The organism is Hymenobacter swuensis DY53, from assembly GCF_000576555.1.
GTDB classification, from domain to species: Bacteria; Bacteroidota; Bacteroidia; order Cytophagales; family Hymenobacteraceae; genus Hymenobacter; species Hymenobacter swuensis.
In genome coordinates, this window is the sequence record NZ_CP007145.1 from 901,697 (window position 1) to 920,589 (window position 18,893).

The 18,893-nt window shown below is 56.4% G+C and carries 18 protein-coding genes; all 18 read left to right on the forward strand.

All coding sequences use genetic code 11. The annotated features are described in order from the left end of the window. The first annotated feature begins 27 nt into the window (after positions 1–27). The 18 genes from HSW_RS05320 (at position 28) to HSW_RS05400 (ending at position 18,866) form a co-directional block, all read left to right on the forward strand. The gene (locus HSW_RS05320) at positions 28–759 is read left to right on the forward strand and encodes a glycosyltransferase family 2 protein (RefSeq protein WP_044001117.1); all 732 of its coding nucleotides are present in this window, start codon (positions 28–30) and stop codon (positions 757–759) included. A gap of 76 nt (positions 760–835) precedes the next feature. After that, positions 836–2,173, forward strand: a complete 1,338-nt coding sequence (locus tag HSW_RS05325) for a UDP-glucose dehydrogenase family protein (protein WP_044001118.1) — start codon at positions 836–838, stop codon at positions 2,171–2,173. A gap of 108 nt (positions 2,174–2,281) precedes the next feature. After that, positions 2,282–3,268 carry a UDP-glucuronic acid decarboxylase family protein gene (locus HSW_RS05330; RefSeq protein WP_052346141.1) on the forward strand — a complete coding sequence of 329 codons (987 nt, stop codon included), beginning with the start codon at positions 2,282–2,284 and terminating at the stop codon, positions 3,266–3,268. A 254-nt stretch (positions 3,269–3,522) separates the two neighbouring features. After that, on the forward strand, positions 3,523–5,076 hold the full coding sequence (locus HSW_RS05335; protein WP_044001119.1) for a hypothetical protein: 1,554 nt from the start codon (positions 3,523–3,525) through the stop codon (positions 5,074–5,076). Positions 5,077–5,140: 64 nt separating this feature from the next. Continuing rightward, on the forward strand, positions 5,141–6,088 hold the full coding sequence (locus HSW_RS05340) for a glycosyltransferase family 2 protein (RefSeq protein ID WP_044001120.1): 948 nt from the start codon (positions 5,141–5,143) through the stop codon (positions 6,086–6,088). A gap of 200 nt (positions 6,089–6,288) precedes the next feature. After that, positions 6,289–7,197 carry an ABC transporter permease gene (locus HSW_RS05345; RefSeq protein ID WP_231501356.1) on the forward strand — a complete coding sequence of 303 codons (909 nt, stop codon included), beginning with the start codon at positions 6,289–6,291 and terminating at the stop codon, positions 7,195–7,197. Between the two features lie 41 nt (positions 7,198–7,238). Then, positions 7,239–8,498, forward strand: coding sequence for an ABC transporter ATP-binding protein (locus HSW_RS23730; protein WP_081768259.1), 1,260 nt, complete (start codon positions 7,239–7,241; stop codon positions 8,496–8,498). Then, positions 8,492–9,115 (forward strand): acyltransferase, encoded by a 624-nt coding sequence (locus HSW_RS23415; protein WP_081768260.1) that lies wholly within the window; start codon positions 8,492–8,494, stop codon positions 9,113–9,115. Before HSW_RS23730 ends, HSW_RS23415 begins: the two co-directional genes overlap by 7 nt. A gap of 63 nt (positions 9,116–9,178) precedes the next feature. After that, on the forward strand, positions 9,179–9,976 hold the full coding sequence (locus tag HSW_RS05355; protein ID WP_052346142.1) for an FkbM family methyltransferase: 798 nt from the start codon (positions 9,179–9,181) through the stop codon (positions 9,974–9,976). 37 nt (positions 9,977–10,013) lie between these two features. Next, a complete protein-coding gene (locus HSW_RS05360; protein ID WP_044001121.1) occupies positions 10,014–11,324 on the forward strand; it encodes a glycosyltransferase family 4 protein in 1,311 nt (436 codons plus the stop codon). A 27-nt stretch (positions 11,325–11,351) separates the two neighbouring features. Beyond that, entirely contained in the window at positions 11,352–12,518 is a 1,167-nt protein-coding gene (locus HSW_RS05365) for a glycosyltransferase family 4 protein (protein WP_081768262.1), read from the forward strand. A 6-nt stretch (positions 12,519–12,524) separates the two neighbouring features. Beyond that, entirely contained in the window at positions 12,525–13,508 is a 984-nt protein-coding gene (locus tag HSW_RS05370; protein ID WP_052346143.1) for a glycosyltransferase family 2 protein, read from the forward strand. Between the two features lie 59 nt (positions 13,509–13,567). Further along, positions 13,568–14,563 carry an NAD-dependent epimerase/dehydratase family protein gene (locus tag HSW_RS05375; RefSeq protein ID WP_197031944.1) on the forward strand — a complete coding sequence of 332 codons (996 nt, stop codon included), beginning with the start codon at positions 13,568–13,570 and terminating at the stop codon, positions 14,561–14,563. Continuing rightward, a complete protein-coding gene (locus HSW_RS05380; RefSeq protein WP_052346144.1) occupies positions 14,563–15,777 on the forward strand; it encodes a glycosyltransferase family 4 protein in 1,215 nt (404 codons plus the stop codon). Before HSW_RS05375 ends, HSW_RS05380 begins: the two co-directional genes overlap by 1 nt. Positions 15,778–15,824: 47 nt before the next feature. Next, positions 15,825–16,928, forward strand: coding sequence for a DegT/DnrJ/EryC1/StrS family aminotransferase (locus HSW_RS05385; protein ID WP_044001123.1), 1,104 nt, complete (start codon positions 15,825–15,827; stop codon positions 16,926–16,928). Between the two features lie 3 nt (positions 16,929–16,931). Continuing rightward, positions 16,932–17,342: a sugar 3,4-ketoisomerase gene (locus HSW_RS05390; RefSeq protein ID WP_044001124.1), complete on the forward strand. Its 411-nt coding sequence runs from the start codon at positions 16,932–16,934 to the stop codon at positions 17,340–17,342. Between the two features lie 9 nt (positions 17,343–17,351). Further along, on the forward strand, positions 17,352–17,936 hold the full coding sequence (locus HSW_RS05395; protein ID WP_044001125.1) for an acyltransferase: 585 nt from the start codon (positions 17,352–17,354) through the stop codon (positions 17,934–17,936). A 3-nt stretch (positions 17,937–17,939) separates the two neighbouring features. Then, a complete protein-coding gene (locus HSW_RS05400) occupies positions 17,940–18,866 on the forward strand; it encodes a glycosyltransferase (protein WP_197031945.1) in 927 nt (308 codons plus the stop codon). The last annotated feature ends 27 nt before the right edge of the window (positions 18,867–18,893 follow it).

The window sequence follows — 18,893 nt, forward strand, 5'->3', positions numbered from 1 at the left end:
ATTTTACCTTCTGCTTTTCCTTCTACTATGTCGGCACCCGTTCCCCCGCGTAAGCTTTCCATCATCATCCCGGCTTACAATGAAGGAGCAACCATTCATCTGATTCTGGATCAGGTGAAAGCAGTGGAGCTGATAGGAGGCTTTACCAAGGAGGTAATCATTGTGAATGACTGCTCCCGCGACAATACGGAGCAAGCCATTCAGCAGTACATGGTGGCCAACCCCGACCTGCCCATTCAGTACCGCAAGCACGAGGTGAACCAAGGCAAAGGGGCGGCGCTGCACACCGGCATCCGGGAAGCCACCGGCGACTACCTCATCATTCAGGACGCCGACCTAGAGTACGACCCCGAGGAATACAACGTGCTGCTGCGGCCCGTGCTGCGCGGCATGGCCGATGTGGTGTACGGCTCCCGCTTCATGGGCGGCAAGCCTCACCGGATCCTGTTTTTCTGGCACAGCATCGGCAACAAGTGGCTAACTTCGCTATGCAATGCGTTTTCCAACCTTAACCTCACGGATATGGAAACCTGCTACAAGCTGTTCCGCCGCGACATTGTGCAGGGCCTGACGCTGGAGGAAAAACGCTTCGGCTTCGAGCCGGAGGTGACGCTCAAAATGGCGCGCGTCCCCAACGTACGGATTTACGAAGTGGGCATCAGCTACTACGGCCGCACTTACGCCGAGGGCAAGAAGATAGGCTGGCGCGACGGATTCCGCGCCATCTATTGCATCGTCAAATACGGCCTATTTAGCTAACCAATAGCCAAATTAGCCGTGTGCCCTGACGGCACACATGACCATTTTCTGACACTCTACCGATAGACTTCTTCATATGAAAATTGCAGTAGTAGGCACTGGCTACGTAGGCCTCGTGACGGGCACCTGCTTCGCTGAGGTGGGCATTGATGTAACCTGCATCGACATCGACCAACGCAAGATTGACAACCTGCACCAGGGCATTCTGCCCATTTATGAGCCGGGACTGGAGGAAATGGTGTCGCGCAACGTGGCTGCCGGCCGCCTGCACTTTTCCACTAAACTCAGCGAGGCCATTAAAGACTGCGACGTGGCCTTCATTGCAGTGGGTACGCCTCCCGGCGAGGATGGCTCCGCCGACCTGAAGTACGTGCTGGGTGTGGCCCGGGAGATTGGCGAAAATATGACCAACTACGGTGTTATCGTGACCAAAAGCACGGTTCCGGTAGGTACGGCCGCTAAGGTGCGTAAGGAAATTACCGATGCCCTGGCCAAACGCGGTGAAGCCATTGACTTCGATGTGGCCTCCAACCCCGAGTTCCTGAAGGAAGGTGCTGCTATTGATGATTTTCTGAAGCCTGACCGCATTGTGGTAGGCGTGGCTTCTGAACGCGCCGAGGAAGTAATGACCAAGCTCTACAAGCCATTCCTGCTCAACGGCCACCCGATTATCTTCATGGATATTCCCTCGGCAGAAATGACGAAATACGCGGCCAACTCCATGCTGGCTACCAAAATTTCGTTCATGAACGACATTGCCAACCTCTGTGAAATCATGGGGGCTGATGTAAACATGGTACGTAAGGGCATCGGCTCCGATGCTCGTATTGGTACCAAGTTCATTTATCCTGGCATCGGCTACGGCGGCTCCTGCTTCCCCAAAGACGTGAAGGCCCTCATTAAAACGGCCCAGGAAAACGGCTATCAGATGCAGGTGCTCCAGGCCGTGGAAAGCGTGAACGATGCCCAGAAAGAGGTGCTGTTCGATAAGGTGAAAAAGCACTTTGGCGGCGAGCTGCAAGGCAAAAAAATGGCCGTATGGGGCCTGTCGTTCAAGCCTAAAACCGACGACATGCGCGAAGCCCCGTCGCTGGTAATCATCGAGAAGCTGCTGGCCGAAGGCTGCACCGTAACGGCCTACGACCCGGTGGCCATGCCCGAGGCTAAACACTCACTGGGTGATACCATCACCTACGCCAAGGATCAGATGGAAGCCCTTATTGATGCCGACGCCCTGCTCATCGTGACGGAGTGGCCTGAGTTTCGGGTGCCTAACTTTGAGGTAATGAGCCGGTTACTCAAGCAGAAGGTGATCTTCGATGGCCGCAACATCTACGATGCTGCCGAGCTGCAGGAAGCTGGTTTCGCCTACCACTGCATCGGTATCCGGACGGCTCACCACGAGCCCGCCTAATGGAGCGAACCGCTGATAGCTGCTGGCTATTGGCTTGGCTCTCCTGATTTCGCTTCTGTCACAGAAAAGCTACTAGTTAACTGCTACTAGCCAAAATATCAACGTAGTATGGCTGACAAAAAAAGAATTCTGATAACCGGCGGCGCTGGTTTTCTCGGCTCGCACCTCTGCGACAGGTTCATGGCCGAAGGGTACCACGTCATTGCCATGGACAACCTGGTAACCGGCGACCTGAAGAACATTGAGCACCTGTTCGGCAAGGAAAACTTTGAGTTTCATCACCATGATGTATCGAAGTTTGTTTTCGTGCCCGGTAAGCTGGACTACATCCTGCACTTTGCCTCCCCCGCGTCTCCCATCGACTACCTGAAGATTCCGATTCAGACGCTGAAGGTAGGCTCGCTGGGTACCCACAACCTGCTGGGTCTGGCCCGCGTGAAAAACGCCCGTGTCCTGATTGCCAGCACCTCAGAGGTGTACGGCGACCCGGAAGTACACCCCCAGGTGGAGGAGTACTACGGCAACGTGAACCCCGTAGGCCCGCGCGGCTGTTACGATGAGGCTAAGCGTTTTCAGGAAGCTATTACCATGGCCTACCACACGCACCACGGCCTGGAAACCCGCATTATCCGCATCTTCAACACCTACGGCCCCCGCATGCGCCTCAACGACGGTCGGGTGCTGCCAGCTTTCCTCTCGCAGGCACTGCGGGGAGAAAACCTGACGGTTTTCGGTGATGGTTCTCAAACCCGGGCTTTCTGCTACGTCGATGATCTGGTGGAAGGAATCTACCGGTTGCTGCTGTCTGATTACCCGTTGCCTGTCAACATCGGTAACCCCGATGAAATTACCATCAAGGAGTTCGGGGAGGAAATTGCCCGTCTCACTGGTGTAGAGTTCAAGCCCGATTACCGTCCGCTGCCCACTAACGACCCCATGAAGCGGCGGCCGGATATCACCAAGGCAAAAGAAATTCTAGGCTGGGAACCCAAGGTTGACCGCGCGGAAGGCCTGCGCCGTACGCTGGAATACTTCAAAGAAAACGTGCCCGGCGTAGTGAACGGGCAGGTCGACAATACGCCCCGAACGTTTTAGTAGGTGTGTTGCGTAATTCTCCCCCGCACAGTATTTCCCGGACCTGTTACCCTCCGGAAAACACTGTGCGGGGGAGAATTGCATACTACCCCACGCAGTAAGCCTGTGCCCGGCATGCAGCACTCAACGGGTACCGTACAACCGATGCTGGCATCCGCCACTTGCAATCCGACGAATTGTACTCGGTAATTTCAGGTATTCAGGAGGGTCTGCAAGTGATAATTGGGCTGTTGCTTTCACGCGCTTTTACATTTATGAGTTGGCTGTACCGCAATCCGGCGTGGGTGTTTACGGCGCTGTTGCTGCTGGTATCGGGCTGGTTTATGATATTCCCGGATATCATTCCAGTAAACCACGGGTTCGGTTTCGAAGGCGCCTACTTCTATAAAGCTGTAGCTACGGATTTCTACCAGACAGTCTTCGTGCGGGGCGTCAATTCGTACAGCATTCAGCGGATTCTGCCTTTTGGACTGCTGCATTACACGTTTCGGCTACTGGGTCTACCGTTTACAGATGCAGCTATGCTCCGCTATTTTGAACTGTACAACGTGGTGGTGGCGGGGCTGTTGGTATATTACTGGCACCGCATATCCCACCTGCTGCATCTGAACCGGGCTGCTACCTGGAGTGGGTATCTGGGGTTACTGCTCAACTTCGCCACGCTGAAGTACGATACCTACGTACCGTTTACCTACGACCGCACGGCGTTGCTGGTGGGCCTGATGAGCGTGTACTATCATCTGGCCCGGCAACCAGTCCGGCTGCTGCTGACGGCCCTGGTGTCCTTGCTGGTCTGGCCTACTGCTGTGTACTACAACGTGTGCCTGCTGCTGCTGCCGCCTTTTCTGCAGGCCAATCCGCAGGGCAACCGGCCGTTGAGCCTGTTGTGGGCCGCTGCCAGTAGTCTGTCCCTGGCCGGGCTGTGCATCGGCACGGTGTATGTTAAGCACATCAGCCTGGGTATGCTGGTTGCCCCGACGGAAGAAGCCTTGGTGCCGCTCAGTATTGCCTTGATTACCGCTTACTGCGCCTTCACCCAATACACGCTGGCCCGGGCATTGCTGGGTAGCCCGCAGGAACTGTGGCGGATTGCCGAACAGGTACTTTGGCAATCCAAGACTTGGGGGCTGGTGGCCGTGCTGGTAGCCGCGTATCTGGGCCTGACCCGAGGCCTCGGCACGCAGGGCAACGAGCACCTGAACGGGGCCACCTTTCTGGTGAATGTGGTGTATGGGGCTATTAGCCGGCCGTTGCAGGCGGTGGTGGCGCACAGCAACTATTATGGTTTGCCGGTGGTACTGGCTATGCTACACTGGCGGCGTGTGTGCAATGCTCTACGCGAACTGGGCTTGGGTATAGGGGGCCTGTTTGTGCTGCTGCTGCTGCTGTCAGTAAACTGCGAAACGCGGCAGCTGGCTAATCTGCTGCCGGTGCTGGTGGTGGTGGTGGCCGTGGTGGTGCAGCAGCTGAAGCCGCGCCCATGGGCGGTGGCCATCACTGCCGGGCTGTGCCTCGTGCAGTCGAAGGTATGGCTGCGCATCAACGACTTCGACCCCACCTTCGGGCAACCCAACGACCAGTTCCCGCTGGGAGATAGTGCCGGTAACGAATACGTCTGGAATTCTCCTTTCCAAGCCTACTGGATGAACGTTGGCCCCTGGACCAGCAACCAGTATCTATTGTGGCAGACTCTGATTCTGTTGCTTCTGTTGGGCTTGGTCCGCTGGCTATACGGCCCCGCCCGCTGGTCAATGCCTGCTGCGGAAGTGTCGGAAACTGCAAAGGTTACTTCGGGAGGCCGGGTTTGATTCCGCATCTTTGCGTTCCGGTTCTGGTTGCAGCGCCGGGTTGTCTTCTGCTGCTGTCCTCGTTATGCCCAAGCTCTCCGTCATTGTTCCCTGTTACTACAATGAGCTGAACATCCCCATCACCGGGCCCGAGCTGATTGCCAACGAGCAGAATTTCCCCCCGGAAGTCAGCTTCGAGTACGTACTGGTGGATGACGGCTCGCGCGACGGTACTTGGAAGGCACTGCTGCACCTGCAAGCCCAGTATCCGGAGCGGGTGACGCTGGTGAAGCTGGCCGGCAACGTGGGCTCCTACAACGCCATTGTAGCCGGTATGGCCGCCGCTACGGGCGACTGTATGGCCGTCATTACGGCCGATTTGCAGGACCCGCCGGAGCTGCTGGCCCAGATGTATACTTACTGGCAGCAGGGCCTGAAGCTGGTGCTGGCCAACCGCGCCGACCGGGAAGAAGGCTTTGGCCAACGGCTGGTAGCTAACACCTTTCACTGGCTCATGCGGCGCATTGCACTGCCCGGCATTCCCTCCGGCGGGTTCGATATGGTCTTTTTTGACCGGCAGCTGCGCGACCAGGTGGTGCGCATGCAGGAACGCAACGGCAACGTGTTCTACCTGCTGGTATGGCTGGGCTACCCTTACGTGAGCATCCCGTACCGCCGCCGCCGCCGCCAGGTAGGCAAGTCGCGCTGGACGCTAAGCAAAAAGGTCAAGCTGTTTGTCGATTCGCTGCTGTCCTTTTCCTTCTTTCCGGTGCGTGCTATATCGGTGCTGGGAATGCTGCTGGGCGGTATAGCCACGCTGTATGGTGTTTTTCTGGTGGTCTTGCGCCTGGGTGGGGCCCCGGAACCGCAGGGCTGGACTACCCTCATGCTGGTTGTGCTGTTCGTTTCCGCTTTCCAGATGATAGCCCTGGGCGTCATTGGGGAGTACGTCTGGCGCAGCCTCGACGCCGCACGTCGCCGCCCCATGTACGTGGTGGAGGAGCAACGGCCGGCGGCGTCACCGGGCGCCTGACGGAGGCGCGAACCATGGCAGATTGCGCGTATAATGTTCTGTAAAGGGCAAGTGAGTAAGTAGCTGCCCGCCGGGAGTGTCTCAGAGAAAAAACTGGTAGCGAAGCTTTGGCTATCTTTGCCGTGGCGTATGTGCTAAATGGCGCACGGCTGTAGGATGTTTTCTGGAAGCAGAAGAGCGAAACCTTAACCTCATACTTTGTGCAAACCGTAGAAGCCCCGCCGGTGGCGAATAAGTCTGTGAGCAACTCCCGCTTGGCAGAGGAAGAGTGGACCGAAGTCATCCAGCCCCGTACCCGCCTACTCGATTTGGGCCTGGCCGACGTTTGGCGCTACCGCGACCTAGTGCTACTATTTGTGCGGCGCGACTTCGTATCCACCTATAAGCAAACCGTGCTGGGGCCTATCTGGTTTTTTATCCAGCCTTTGCTCACCACCATCATGTTTATGGTGGTATTCAACGGCATTGCCAAAATTCCTATTGGCGATGCGCCGCCGCTGGTATTCTATCTGGCTGGCGTCACCATCTGGAACTACTTCGCGCAGGCCCTGACCTCCACCTCCACGGTATTTACCACCAATGCCGCCATCTTCGGCAAGGTGTACTTTCCGCGCCTAACCATGCCGCTGTCCATCGTGCTGTCTAACCTGGTGCGCTTCGGGATTCAGCTGACGTTGTTTCTGCTGGTGTGGGCCTACTACATGCTCACTACCGATGTGCTGCACCCCAACGCCTGCCTGCTCCTGACGCCGGTGCTGGTAGTGCTGATGGGCCTGTTGGCCCTGGGCTTGGGCATGATCTTCAGTGCCCTCACCACTAAGTACCGCGACTTGGCCATGCTGCTGGCCTTCGGGATTCAATTGCTGATGTACGCCACGCCGGTTATCTATCCGCTGGCTACCATCAACGCTCGCACCGGCTGGTTGCGCTGGGCGCTGCTGGCCAATCCGCTGAATTCCATTGTCGAAACGTTCCGCTACGGGTTCCTCGGGTCCGGTACGTTCAGCTGGGGGTACCTAGGATACAGCGCGGCCGCCACGCTCATCATCCTGCTCGTTGGCACCATCGTTTTCAATAAAGTAGAAAAGAGCTTCACCGATACCGTCTGATTTGGTCAGGTTGATGTATTGGTGCGCTGTAAGCTGAATGTATGAGTGATATTGCCATTCAAGTTGAAAACCTGGGCAAGCTGTACCGCTTGGGCGAAATCGGGACGGGTACGCTGAGCCACGATCTGAACCGGGCCTGGGCGCGGCTGCGGGGCAAGGAAGACCCGTTTGCCAAAATCGGGGAAACCAACGACCGTACTACCAAGGGCGACAGTGACTTTGTCTGGTCGCTGAAGGACATCAACTTTGAGGTGCGCCAGGGTGAGGTGCTAGGCATCATCGGCCGCAACGGCGCCGGTAAGTCTACGCTGCTCAAAGTGCTGTCGAAGGTAACGGCTCCTACCACGGGCCGCGTGAAAGTGCGCGGGCGCATTGCCTCGCTGCTGGAAGTAGGCACCGGGTTTCACCCGGAGCTGACGGGCCGGGAAAACATCTTCCTGAACGGGGCCATTCTGGGCATGACCAAAGCTGAAATCCGCAGCAAATTCGACGAAATTGTGGATTTCTCGGGCGTGGAGCGCTACATCGATACGCCGGTGAAACGCTACAGCAGCGGCATGTACGTGCGTCTGGCCTTCGCTGTTTCCGCTTTCCTGGAACCCGAAATACTCATCGTAGACGAGGTACTGGCGGTGGGCGACGCTGAGTTTCAGAAGAAGTGCCTGGGCCGGATGAAGGATGCCAGTAGCAACGAAGGCCGCACGGTGCTGTTCGTTAGTCACCACCTGCCGTCCGTCAAGAATTTGTGTGAAAAGGGACTTTTGATGTCGAACGGGACAGTGAAGGCATTTGGTGGCATTACTCAAGTGCTGGAACAATACCAAAGCATTGACTCTAGTCAGCAGGACGGTGGTAGAGAGACTATTCCGCAGAATACGCCGGTGTGCTTTACTGGCTGGTCACTGACAAGCGGCACCTCAGAGAACGTACACGCCACGTATTCTAAAGAGTCAGTTATATTCAAGCTGAATGTTAGATGCAGCCAAGATTCCGATAGAGTGGAATTTGGCTTTATCCTGCGAGATGCTGAGAATAATATTATTGTCGGTATTAATAGCCGGGATAATAATGAGGATTTTTTGACAATTAAGGAGGGAGAACATAGTTACCTATTCGAGATGAATTTGCCTTTGAAGCCAGCACAATATGAAGTCGATATTGCAATTGCTGTTAATGGTGCTATAGTGGATCATTGGGTTAGTGATACTAAGCTTCGTGTTTTAAGCAGGTATGAAACGGTACTTGATGACAGGTGGTCAGGTGTAGTGAATCTTGACTTTAAATTTCTGGAAAAATGTTAGGCTTTGTAAAGAATAAGATAAATTCCTTTCTATTTAATAGAATAGAGTCTTATTTGAAACAAAAGTTTACTTCAGGAAATAAATGGGGAGTGTCTCTGCCATATACTTCATGGTTTGAGCTTCCAATGGATGTAGAAGGCGGTAATAAGATTATTATTGGTGATTACTCTTCTATTGGAAAAATGGCTTGGTTAGGAGCATTTAGTTCCTATCTGCCTGGCGATACATTTCAACCGAGTATCAAAATCGGGAATCAAGTAAGAATTGGAAATTATGCCTGCATAGTCAGTGTGAAATCGGTTGAGATAGAGGATAATACGCTTATAAGTGAATATTTTTATGTTTCAGATCATGGACATGGATACAATCCAATATTAGGAATTCCACCGGCTAAGCAGCCATTAGAAGTCAAAGGTGAAGGAGTCCGAATAGGTAAAAATTGCTTCATAGGATATCGGGTGACTATTTTGCCCGGTGTTATACTAGGTAATAACTGTGTAGTTGGTAGCCATTCGGTAGTAACTAAATCATTTCCTAATTATAGTATGATTGCCGGAGTGCCTGCTAAGCTGATAAAAAAGTATGATGCAGGCTTGAATGATTGGGTTTCTGTTTAAATTACATACATGACCAACCTGAAAAGAACAATTCATCAAAACACGTTGGCTAGATTTCAATATATGAAATCTTTCCAAAAGCTGGGTGTTACGTTTGATGAGTATTGTGACTTTCTGTATTTTAATACGGAAACTGGCTTCGCATTACAGAATGCTACACTTTTTGGTAAATCGATTAAGCGTAACAACGCTTTTTGGTTTGTTCAAAATGTGGAGGAAGTATTTATTCAGGAGGTGTACCGCTTTCAGGCCAAAACATCCACGCCGTATATTCTGGATTGTGGCTCCAATATTGGCCTGAGCCTGATTTATTTTAAGCGGCAGTTTCCGCAGGCGCGGGTAGTTGGCTTTGAGCCCGACCCGATTATCCACGAAACCTGCCGATACAACCTCAAGGCATTTGGCTTTGATGATGTGGAGGTACTGAACGCGGCCGTGTGGAAGCAGGCGGGATCTATTCACTTCCTGCCCGATAACTGCCTGGGCGGCAAAATTGTGGAGGGCGAGCTGCCCGCCGGCGTGGATGCGGCCCAGGTGACCAGCCTGAAGGCCGTGCGGCTGAAATCGTACCTGACGGAGAAAATCGATTTCATGAAAATCGATATTGAAGGGGCCGAGATGGATGTGCTGCGCGACTGCCAGGACGAGCTGCACTGGGTAGAAAACCTATTTATTGAATACCACAGCGCAGGCAATAAGCCCCAGGAGCTGCCGGAGTTGCTGAGTATGCTGTCGGCTGCCGGCTTCCGGTACTACATCAACTCTGCTTGGCAGAAGATGAAACACCCGTTCGTGGAGCACCCGATTCATACGACCAGCTCCTACGATTTGCAGCTCAATATATTCGCTTACCGCCGGTAGCCTGCCGGCAGAAGCCCACCGCCTAACCCCGCCCTGAATGTTGCGCACCAAGTGGAACATTGATGACATAGAAGAAACGCGCCAACACCTCAACCAGCTCCAGCAGCAGGCCGAGGACTACGTGGGCGTGAAAAAGCTGGGTAGCGCCTTTGTGCAGGCAGTGGTGGCCGCCGTGAAGGCCCGCCTGCCTCAGAAGGCCGCCGCTCCATCATCGGCTTCCAATCCTTCGGCCGATTTCTTTGCGCGCAACCCCGGCTTCAAGCCCTACCAGATTCAGCTCAACGCGCCGATGGATGGCCGGAAACGGCCGAAGATCCTGCACGTTATTCCGTATTTCGTAACCGGCGGCTCCCAGCAGCTTGTTGTTGACTTGATTGAAGGCCTGAGCGACGAGTATGAGCACGAGGTAGCTCTGTCGGCCATTCACGCGGAGCAGGGCTATGTGGGCGTAAAAGTTCACGACTGTTCGGGAATGCGTGATCCGGCCGCCTTTACGGCCCTGCTTCAGCAGGTGCAGCCCGCGCTGGTGCACGTGCACTACTACGGCCGCTGGCCCTACGCCTTTTGGTACTGGTACCACGTCATATTCCAGGGCGCATTCGCCTATGGCTGCCCGGTGATTGAGAACTGCAACATCCCGTACATGCCTTACTATCACCGCCAGATTGCGCGGTACGTGTACGTGAGTCAGTATGCACAGGACACCTACGGCATCCGCAGCATGCCCAACCAGGTAATTCACCCAGGCTCCAACTTCTCGTTCTTCGAGCGCAACGGCGTGGCCCCCGACCCCGACACCATCGGGATGGTGTACCGGCTGGACAACGACAAACTCAATGAACGCGCCATTGAGCCGTTTATCCGGGCGGTGCAGAAGCGGCCCCGCACCAAAGTGCTGATTGTGGGCGGCGGGCAGTTTCTGGAGCTGTTCCAGCAAAAGGTAGCCGCCGCCGGGGTGGAAAGTCAGTTCACATTCACCGGCTACGTGGCCTACGAAAAGCTGGCCGACCTCTACCGGCAGATGGCGGTGTTCGTGGCTCCGGTATTCAGCGAGAGTTTCGGTCAAGTCACGCCGTTCGCCATGAATATGGGTATTGCAGTGGCCGCCTACAACATGGGTGCCCTGGAAGAAATCCTCGACAACCCCACGGTGCTGGCTCCCGGCGACGACGCAGAAGCCCTGTCCGATATCATTGTGGACCTGCTCAATGACCCGGTGCGCCGCGCCGAGGTAGGGGCCCACAACCGCCAGCGTGCCCTCGATTTGTTCACGGTGCAAACCATGAATGCGAGCTACCGGGCTGTGTACCATTCGTTGGTGCCGGTAGTCGGCGCGCCCGCTCACTAATCTTAACTCCCCGACTTTTCCGCGCTTATGGCCCGAATACTGTGCGTCCTGCATGAGGCATCCCGAACGGGAGCCCCCTTCACTCAACTGCACCTGATGCGCTGGCTCCGGCAGCATTCCGGCCACGAGCTGATGCTGGTGCTGCTACGGGGGGGGGCGCTGGAGCCGGAATTCGCACAGGTTTCCCAGGTAGAGGTAATTACGCCTACGTACGTGCCCGGCCGCAGCCTGGCGGCCCGCGCCTTTTCACGCTTGGGTCAGGTAGTAGCGTCGAATGAAAAACGGGTGCTGAAGGCCGCGCAGCAGTTTGCTCCCGATGTTATTTATGCCAATACGGCCGTGGTAGTGGAGTTTGCCGCGCAGCTCAAGCGCCTGTTGCGGGTGCCGCTCATCAGCAACCTGCACGAGCTGGAAACCACCTTCTATTACCATTCCAAGGCCGAATTTGCCAACTCGGCGGCGCAGGTTGATGCCTTCGTGATGGGCTCAGAGGCGGTGCGGCAGTATTATCTACAGGAATTCGGCGTTGCGCCGGAACGCGCCCACCGCATCTACGACTTCACCGGTCCGGTGCCCACAGCCGCCCCGGTTCTGCGCGACATCCGGGCAGAGTTAGGGTTGGCACCCGGTACCCGTCTGGTAGGTGGCATGGCCTCGTTGGGTTGGCGTAAGGGGCCTGATCTGTTCGTGGACGTTGCCCGCCGGATTGCGGCCCAGACGGAGGACGTGCATTGCCTGTGGGTAGGAGGGAACACGCTGTCGGGCACGTACCAGGAGTTGCGGCGCGACGTGCGCCTGCTGGGCTTGGAGCACCGCGTGACCCTGGCCGGTGAGCAGGCTGATATTGCCAGCTACTACGCCGCCTTCGACGTGTTCCTGCTTACCTCCCGCGAAGACCCGTTTCCGCTGGTGTGCCTGGAAGCGGCCCTCTCCGAAACCCCCGTGCTGTGCTTCGCCAATTCCGGCGGCATGCCCGAGTTTGTGCGGGACGATGCCGGCGTGGTAGTGCCTTATCTGGATACAGCCGCCATGGCCCAGCAGGCTCTGAACCTGCTGAATGATGAAAGCCGCCGCCGCCAGCTGGGCTACACGGCCCAGCAGCGCGTGCTTAGCTCCCACACCATTGATGCCGTGGGACCGGCCATTCTTCAACTCATCGAAGCTACCATTGCCACCCGCCCGGTGGGCGCTTAATTGCCTATGTCTGTTTCGTCGCCCACGGTTTCTGTCATCATTCCCAATTACAATCACGCCCGCTACCTGCCCGAACGGCTGGATAGCGTGCTAAACCAGACGTACCGGCAGCTGGAAGTGATTCTGCTGGACGACTGCTCTACGGATGAGAGCCGTTCGATTCTGGAAGAATACGCGCGGCAGGATTCCCGCATCCGGCTGGTGTTCAATGAGCAGAACAGTGGCAGCACGTTTCGGCAGTGGAACAAGGGCCTGGGGCTGGCCACGGGCGAGTACGTCTGGATTGCAGAAAGCGACGATGCCGCCGAACTGACGCTGGTGGAGCAACTGCTGGGCCAGCTGGAAACTCACCCCGATGCCGGTCTGGCCTACTGTCAGTCCTGTTACATTGATGCCGAAAGCAAGCGGGCCGGTGTGGCCTTGCTGTTTGAGGACGGCTTGGGTAGCGCCGACTACTACCGCCCCGGTCCTGAGCTGGTACGCCGGTATATGCCCATCACCAACATCGTTCCGAACGCCAGTGCCGTGCTGCTGCGCCGCAGCACTGTAACGTCCGTAGGGCCGGCCCCAGAGGATATGCGTCTGGCCGGCGACTGGCTCTACTGGATCCGATTCATGTTGCAGACCAACGTCTGCTACCTTGCTGCCCCACTGAATTACTTCCGCTCCCACGGCCAGAACGTGCGCTCCCATACCTTGGCGGAAGGCCGGAACCTGATAGAAATGGCCCGCGTGCTGGGCTACGTGCGAGCCCAGGTGGAACTGACGCCGGTCGTGTACCGGCAGGCGCTGCACATGCTGGTGGAGCGGTGGTTTCACACCTTTATTTATTCGCCGCTTACCTGGCGCGGGCATCAGGCCTTTATGCACGAAATGCAGCGTACGGAACCCGGCTTTCCCCGTATCTTTGCGGGTCTGGTACTGGCCCGGCTTGCACAAAACCGGTTCAGCGGCCTGAAAATGCTCGTGGCTGATAAGCTGCTGGGGTAGATTCATTGATTTTCAGCTTCCGGCCCGTCCGGAAGGTTCATTGTCCAGAATAAGCGTTCATGATGGGAGATTCTACTGCCGCGGCCAGTCCGGTTACCTGCGTAATTGGCGGTAACGGCTTTATTGGGCGGGCGGTAGTGGCCGAACTGCTGGCCCGGGGGCGTCAAGTAATTGTGGTGGGTCGGGAAAACGGGCCGGTGAATCTACCGGCCGGAGTCCGCTACCTGGAAAACGCACCCGACGCCGGTATAAGCGTAGTACGCGAAGCCCTGCAGGCCGCCACCGAAGTGGTGGACCTAGCTTATGCCACCAGTCCCGGCACCAGCTTCCAGGACCCCGTAAACGATATTCTGGTCAACGTGCCCGAAACCGTACGGCTGTTTGAGCTGGCCGCGTCCATGACCCATCTGCGCAAATTCGTGTGGATTTCTTCGGGCGGCACCGTGTATGGCCGTACCCCGGCCGTGCCCATTACCGAGAATCACCCGACGCTGCCGCTGTCCCCGTACGGCATCACCAAGCTGGCGCTGGAGAAATACGCGCACATGTACTTTGAAACCCGGCAGCTGCCCATCGTGTGCGTGCGGCCTGCCAACGCGTACGGTGAAGGGCAGCGGCCCTATGGCGGGCAGGGCTTTGTGGCCACCGCCATTGCCTCTATTCTCGACGGCAAGTCCCTAACTTTATTCGGGGAGCAGGGCACCGTGCGCGACTACCTGCATGTAGCGGACATGGCTACCGGTATTGTAGCGGCGCTGGATGGCGGCCTGCCCGGCGAGGTGTATAATCTGGGCAGCGGCCAAGGCCTAACCAACCGACAGATTCTGGACTTGCTGGTTCCGCTGGCAGCAGCAGCGGGCCGGCCCATGCACCTGCTCCGGCAGCCCGTCCGCCCTTTTGATGTGCCCGCCAACATTCTGGACTGCAGTAAATTGCGTGTCACCACCGGCTGGCAGCCGCAAGTGAGCATTACGGCCGGACTAGCGCGCACCTGGGCTTGGATGGCCTCTGCCCAGCCTATCAATATGCCCTTGCAGGGCCAAGCGGCAGAGTAATGGCGAACCTTCCTGCTTTGCCCCGCATTGGTTTTCTCACCAGTACCGACCCCTTGAACCGCCGGTCCTGGTCGGGAGTACACTACTCCATCTTCCGGGCGGCCGAACGGGTGCTGGGGCCGGTAACGGCGCTGGGGCCAGTGCCCATGACCTGGCCAATCCGCATCGGCAATAAACTCAACCAACACCTGATTACGCCCCTCACCGGTAAGCGTTACCATCATGCCTGGAGCGTCGTGTTGTCGCGGCTGTATGCACGTCGGTTTGCCCGCCAGCTCCAGGCTCAACAGTTTGATTTGTTATTGGCTCCGGCTTCCTTCACGGAAATTGCTTATCTGAGCACCACGGCCCCAATTGTCTACATCGAGGACTCCACGTTGCGGCAGCTGATCGACTTCTACCCCGGCCTGATGGGGCTGCTGAATGTATCGAAGCAGGAACTGAACCACATTGAAAAGCGGGCCCTCGACGCAGCTTCGCTGGTTTGCTATTCCTCTGAGTGGGCCGCCCAGTCAGCTATTCAAGATTACGGTGCCGATCCGGCTAAAGTGGTAGTCATTCCGTTCGGAGCCAATTATCCGTCGCCGCCTGTGCGCGCGGAAGTGGCCGATAAGGTCCGTGGGGCCGAGTGCCGGCTGTTTCTGCTGGGCGGCGAGTGGGGCCGCAAGGGCGGGGCCATTGCCTACGATGCCATGGTGGCCCTCAACGAAATGGGTGTGCCCGCCACGCTGACGGTGGTAGGCTGCGCGCCCCCGGTCCATGAGGCGGCCCGATACCAGCACCCGGGCTTCACCACTATTCCGTACCTAAACATGGGCGAGCCGGCCGACTTAGCCCGGCTGGATATGCTCTTCCGGACGGCGGACTTTTTTATCCTGCCGTCCCGGGCCGAATGCGCGGCTATTGCTTTCGCGGATGCCAACTCTTTCGGGCTTCCCGTCGTAACGACCGACGTCGGCGGAATTGCCAGCTTTGTGGAGCAGGGCAAAACCGGGCTGATGCTGCCGCTGAGCGCTACCGGCCCGGATTTTGCGGCGGCTATTCTGGCACTGTTCCAGGATGAGGCCACCTATCAGCAGATGCGGGCCGCCGCCCGGCAGCGCTACGAAACTGTTTTAAACTGGGACCAATGGGCTACGCAACTCCGCCGAGAGCTGGTAAACCGTAAGCTCTGGCCGCCGGTTGATACAGGGTTACCGCTTGCGCATTCCTGATTTGGCCGGACAATCCCGTACCTTTGCCCTCCGATTTTTAACCGCCCATGCAGATTCCCTTCCTCTCTTTCTCGTCCCAGCATCATCCCATCCGGGAAGAAGTGCTGGCTGCTATTGCTCGTGTCTACGATAGCCAATGGTACGTACTGGGCCAGTCCGTAACCGATTTTGAAGCGGCGTATGCGGCTTTTAATCAGGTAGAAAACTGCATTGGCGTGGCCAACGGACTGGATGCACTACATCTGTCCCTCATTGCACTCAACATTGGCCCCGGCGACGAAGTAATCGTGCCTTCCAATACCTACATTGCTACTTGGCTGGCAGTATCGTTCGTGGGCGCTACGCCGGTGCCCGTAGAGCCAAACGCGGCTACCTACAACCTCGATCCGGCGCTGATTGAAGCCGCCATTACGCCCCGTACCAAAGCCATCATGCCGGTACACCTGTATGGGCAGGCCTGTGAGATGACGGCCATTATGGACATTGCGCGCCGCCATAACCTAGTGGTGGTGGAAGACAACGCCCAAGCCCAGGGTGCCACCGCCGATGGGGGCGTGACCGGCAGCTTCGGTAACGCCAACGGCACAAGCTTCTACCCCGGCAAAAACCTGGGTGCCCTCGGCGACGGTGGAGCCATTACTACCAACGACGCCGAAGTAGCCCAGCGTCTGCGCAGCTTGCGCAACTACGGCTCCCAGAAGAAATACTACAACGAAGTAATCGGCTATAACTCTCGGCTCGATGAATTGCAGGCGGCCGTGCTATCGGTGAAGCTGCCATACTTGCCCGACTGGACTGCCCAGCGCCAGCAGGTAGCTGCCCGGTACACAGAATTGCTGGCCGGTGTCGAGGGGCTGCAACTGCCCATAGTTGCTGCCGGTAGTACCCACGTCTACCACCTCTACGTAGTACGCACGGCCCGCCGCGACGCTTTGCAACAGCATTTGACGGCGCAGGGCATTGGTACGCTCATTCATTATCCGGTGCCGCCGCACCTGCAACAGGCGTATGCTCACCTGCAGATGACAGCCGGCCAATACCCGATTGCGGAAGAACTGGCCGCTACCAGCCTCAGCCTGCCCATGTGGCCCGGCATGACGGAGGAGCACGTACTGGTAGTTGCCGAAGCAGTCCGGTCGTTTTTTAATTAGATCATGGTGCCTACTCCCCAATTATTTCCGCTTAAAAAGCTAGGCGATGATTCCATCGGCTTTCTCAGCATAGCAGAAAATAAGGCTTTACCCTTCCCTGTTAAGCGTGTCTACTGGACTTACCTGACGCCTACTACTATTGTCCGGGGCCATCACGCGCACTATGAGCTGGACCAGTTGATTTTTGCGGTGAGTGGTTCTATCCGCTTTGAGTTGGAGTGGCCCGGTGGCCATAAGGCTTCCGTAGAGTTGACGGACCCGAGCCAAGGGTTACTGGTACCTCGGTTGTGCTGGCACACGATGACCTTTACCGAAGGCGCAGTGCTGCTTAGCCTCGCCTCAGAAGAATACCAGGAAGCCGATTACATCCGTGACTACGAGGTGTTCCGCGCATTGCCCCCTATCACTCAGTAAGCCTTTCCTATGGCCGATAAAACGCCTTATTACATTCATCCCAGCTCTATAGTCGATACCAAAGACATTGGCTCCGGAACTACTATCTGGGCGTTTGTGCACGTACTAGATGGAGTTCGGATTGGCGCAGACTGCAATATCTGCGACCATTGCTTCATTGAAAACGGGGTGGTAATCGGCTCCAACGTGACGCTTAAATGCGGCGTCTACCTCTGGACTGGTATTACAACCGAAGACAATGTATTCATTGGTCCTAACGTGGTGTTCACCAATGATGTACGGCCGCGTAGTAAAAACAAGGACTTTGTCTTGGCTAAAACCGTTCTCAAATATGGCTGCTCTTTGGGTGCCAATTCCACTATTCTGGCGGGCGTCACGGTGGGGCGCTACGCGCTTACCGGCATTGCCTCGGCGGTTACGCGGGACGTGAAAGATTATGCTTTGGTGTACGGTAACCCCGCCCGGCAACATGGCTGGATCGATGAGCAGGGGCAGAAACTAGTGGCGGCCGAGGAGTCCGGCTATTGGGTGTCGCCGGCTACGGGCCGGCGCTATCGTGAAGCTGCGCATGGCCTAGTTCCAGAAAGTCTGTAAATGATGAATTATCCCGTTGTCAGTATTGGTATTGGCTCTTATAACAACGCACGCTATTTAGTAACGTTACTGGATAGCGTACAGGCGCAAACCTATCCGGCAATTGAGCTGATTGTGGTGGATGATTGCTCTACTGATGATTCTGCTGAAGTAATAGAAAACTGGATCAAGCAAACCGGCTATCCGGTCATCTTCGTTCAGCACGAAAAAAACCAGGGCGTAGTCCGCACATTCAGCGACTGCACCCAATTAGCAAACGGGCAATACGTTTCGCTGGTGGGTTCCGATGATGTGCTTGATCCGGACCTTATTGCGCAGACGGTTGCGGAATTTGACCGCCGGGGCCCAAAATGCGGCGCTGTATACGCTGATTGCCGCTTGATTGATGCTACCGGTCAGGAAATAGCACCTAGCTTCCTGCGCTACTTTAATCCGACTTATGCTGATTCGCCACCCGAAGGCAATCTGATCGTGCCATTGCTACGGGGGCTGTATCTGCCTACGCTTACCACCACTGTGCGGCGGGAGGCATTAGAAGCGGTGGGGCCGCATGATGAGACGCTGTTTTCAGAGGACTTGGATATGTGGTTGCGCATTTCCCGCTCCTTTGATTTTGCTTACCTGCCGGCGGTACTGGGAGCGTATCGGGTACATGACCGTTCGGCTATTCATACTAACAAACTAGCCCTCAACGAAACTTATTTCCGGATCTACCGGAAAGGCTATTTTGAAGGTCCGGAAGAGTGGGCCGCTGCCCGGCACAGCTTGGCGGATCATGCCGAGCATTACTACGCCAGCCAGGGGCCGGAAGCCCCAGCCCGCCTGTGGTTTGCCTTCCAAGAAACCCGCCTGCCCAAAACGGCACTATTCTGGCTGATGGCGCGGCTTGGCGTAAAATACACGGCCCTGCGCCGCGCAACGGGCCGTTGAGGTCCGGTTGGGCTTCTGATTGTTACC

What these genes read in the sequence shown, in the direction of transcription:
- HSW_RS05320 (WP_044001117.1), top strand. Translation starts at nt 28, where the DNA reads ATGTCGGCACCCGTTCCCCCGCGTAAGCTTTCCATCATCATCCCGGCT.
- HSW_RS05325 (WP_044001118.1), top strand. Translation starts at nt 836, where the DNA reads ATGAAAATTGCAGTAGTAGGCACTGGCTACGTAGGCCTCGTGACGGGC.
- HSW_RS05330 (WP_052346141.1), top strand. Translation starts at nt 2,282, where the DNA reads ATGGCTGACAAAAAAAGAATTCTGATAACCGGCGGCGCTGGTTTTCTC.
- HSW_RS05335 (WP_044001119.1), top strand. Translation starts at nt 3,523, where the DNA reads ATGAGTTGGCTGTACCGCAATCCGGCGTGGGTGTTTACGGCGCTGTTG.
- HSW_RS05340 (WP_044001120.1), top strand. Translation starts at nt 5,141, where the DNA reads ATGCCCAAGCTCTCCGTCATTGTTCCCTGTTACTACAATGAGCTGAAC.
- HSW_RS23730 (WP_081768259.1), top strand. Translation starts at nt 7,239, where the DNA reads ATGAGTGATATTGCCATTCAAGTTGAAAACCTGGGCAAGCTGTACCGC.
- HSW_RS23415 (WP_081768260.1), top strand. Translation starts at nt 8,492, where the DNA reads ATGTTAGGCTTTGTAAAGAATAAGATAAATTCCTTTCTATTTAATAGA.
- HSW_RS05355 (WP_052346142.1), top strand. Translation starts at nt 9,179, where the DNA reads ATGAAATCTTTCCAAAAGCTGGGTGTTACGTTTGATGAGTATTGTGAC.
- HSW_RS05360 (WP_044001121.1), top strand. Translation starts at nt 10,014, where the DNA reads ATGTTGCGCACCAAGTGGAACATTGATGACATAGAAGAAACGCGCCAA.
- HSW_RS05365 (WP_081768262.1), top strand. Translation starts at nt 11,352, where the DNA reads ATGGCCCGAATACTGTGCGTCCTGCATGAGGCATCCCGAACGGGAGCC.
- HSW_RS05370 (WP_052346143.1), top strand. Translation starts at nt 12,525, where the DNA reads ATGTCTGTTTCGTCGCCCACGGTTTCTGTCATCATTCCCAATTACAAT.
- HSW_RS05375 (WP_197031944.1), top strand. Translation starts at nt 13,568, where the DNA reads ATGATGGGAGATTCTACTGCCGCGGCCAGTCCGGTTACCTGCGTAATT.
- HSW_RS05380 (WP_052346144.1), top strand. Translation starts at nt 14,563, where the DNA reads ATGGCGAACCTTCCTGCTTTGCCCCGCATTGGTTTTCTCACCAGTACC.
- HSW_RS05385 (WP_044001123.1), top strand. Translation starts at nt 15,825, where the DNA reads ATGCAGATTCCCTTCCTCTCTTTCTCGTCCCAGCATCATCCCATCCGG.
- HSW_RS05390 (WP_044001124.1), top strand. Translation starts at nt 16,932, where the DNA reads ATGGTGCCTACTCCCCAATTATTTCCGCTTAAAAAGCTAGGCGATGAT.
- HSW_RS05395 (WP_044001125.1), top strand. Translation starts at nt 17,352, where the DNA reads ATGGCCGATAAAACGCCTTATTACATTCATCCCAGCTCTATAGTCGAT.
- HSW_RS05400 (WP_197031945.1), top strand. Translation starts at nt 17,940, where the DNA reads ATGAATTATCCCGTTGTCAGTATTGGTATTGGCTCTTATAACAACGCA.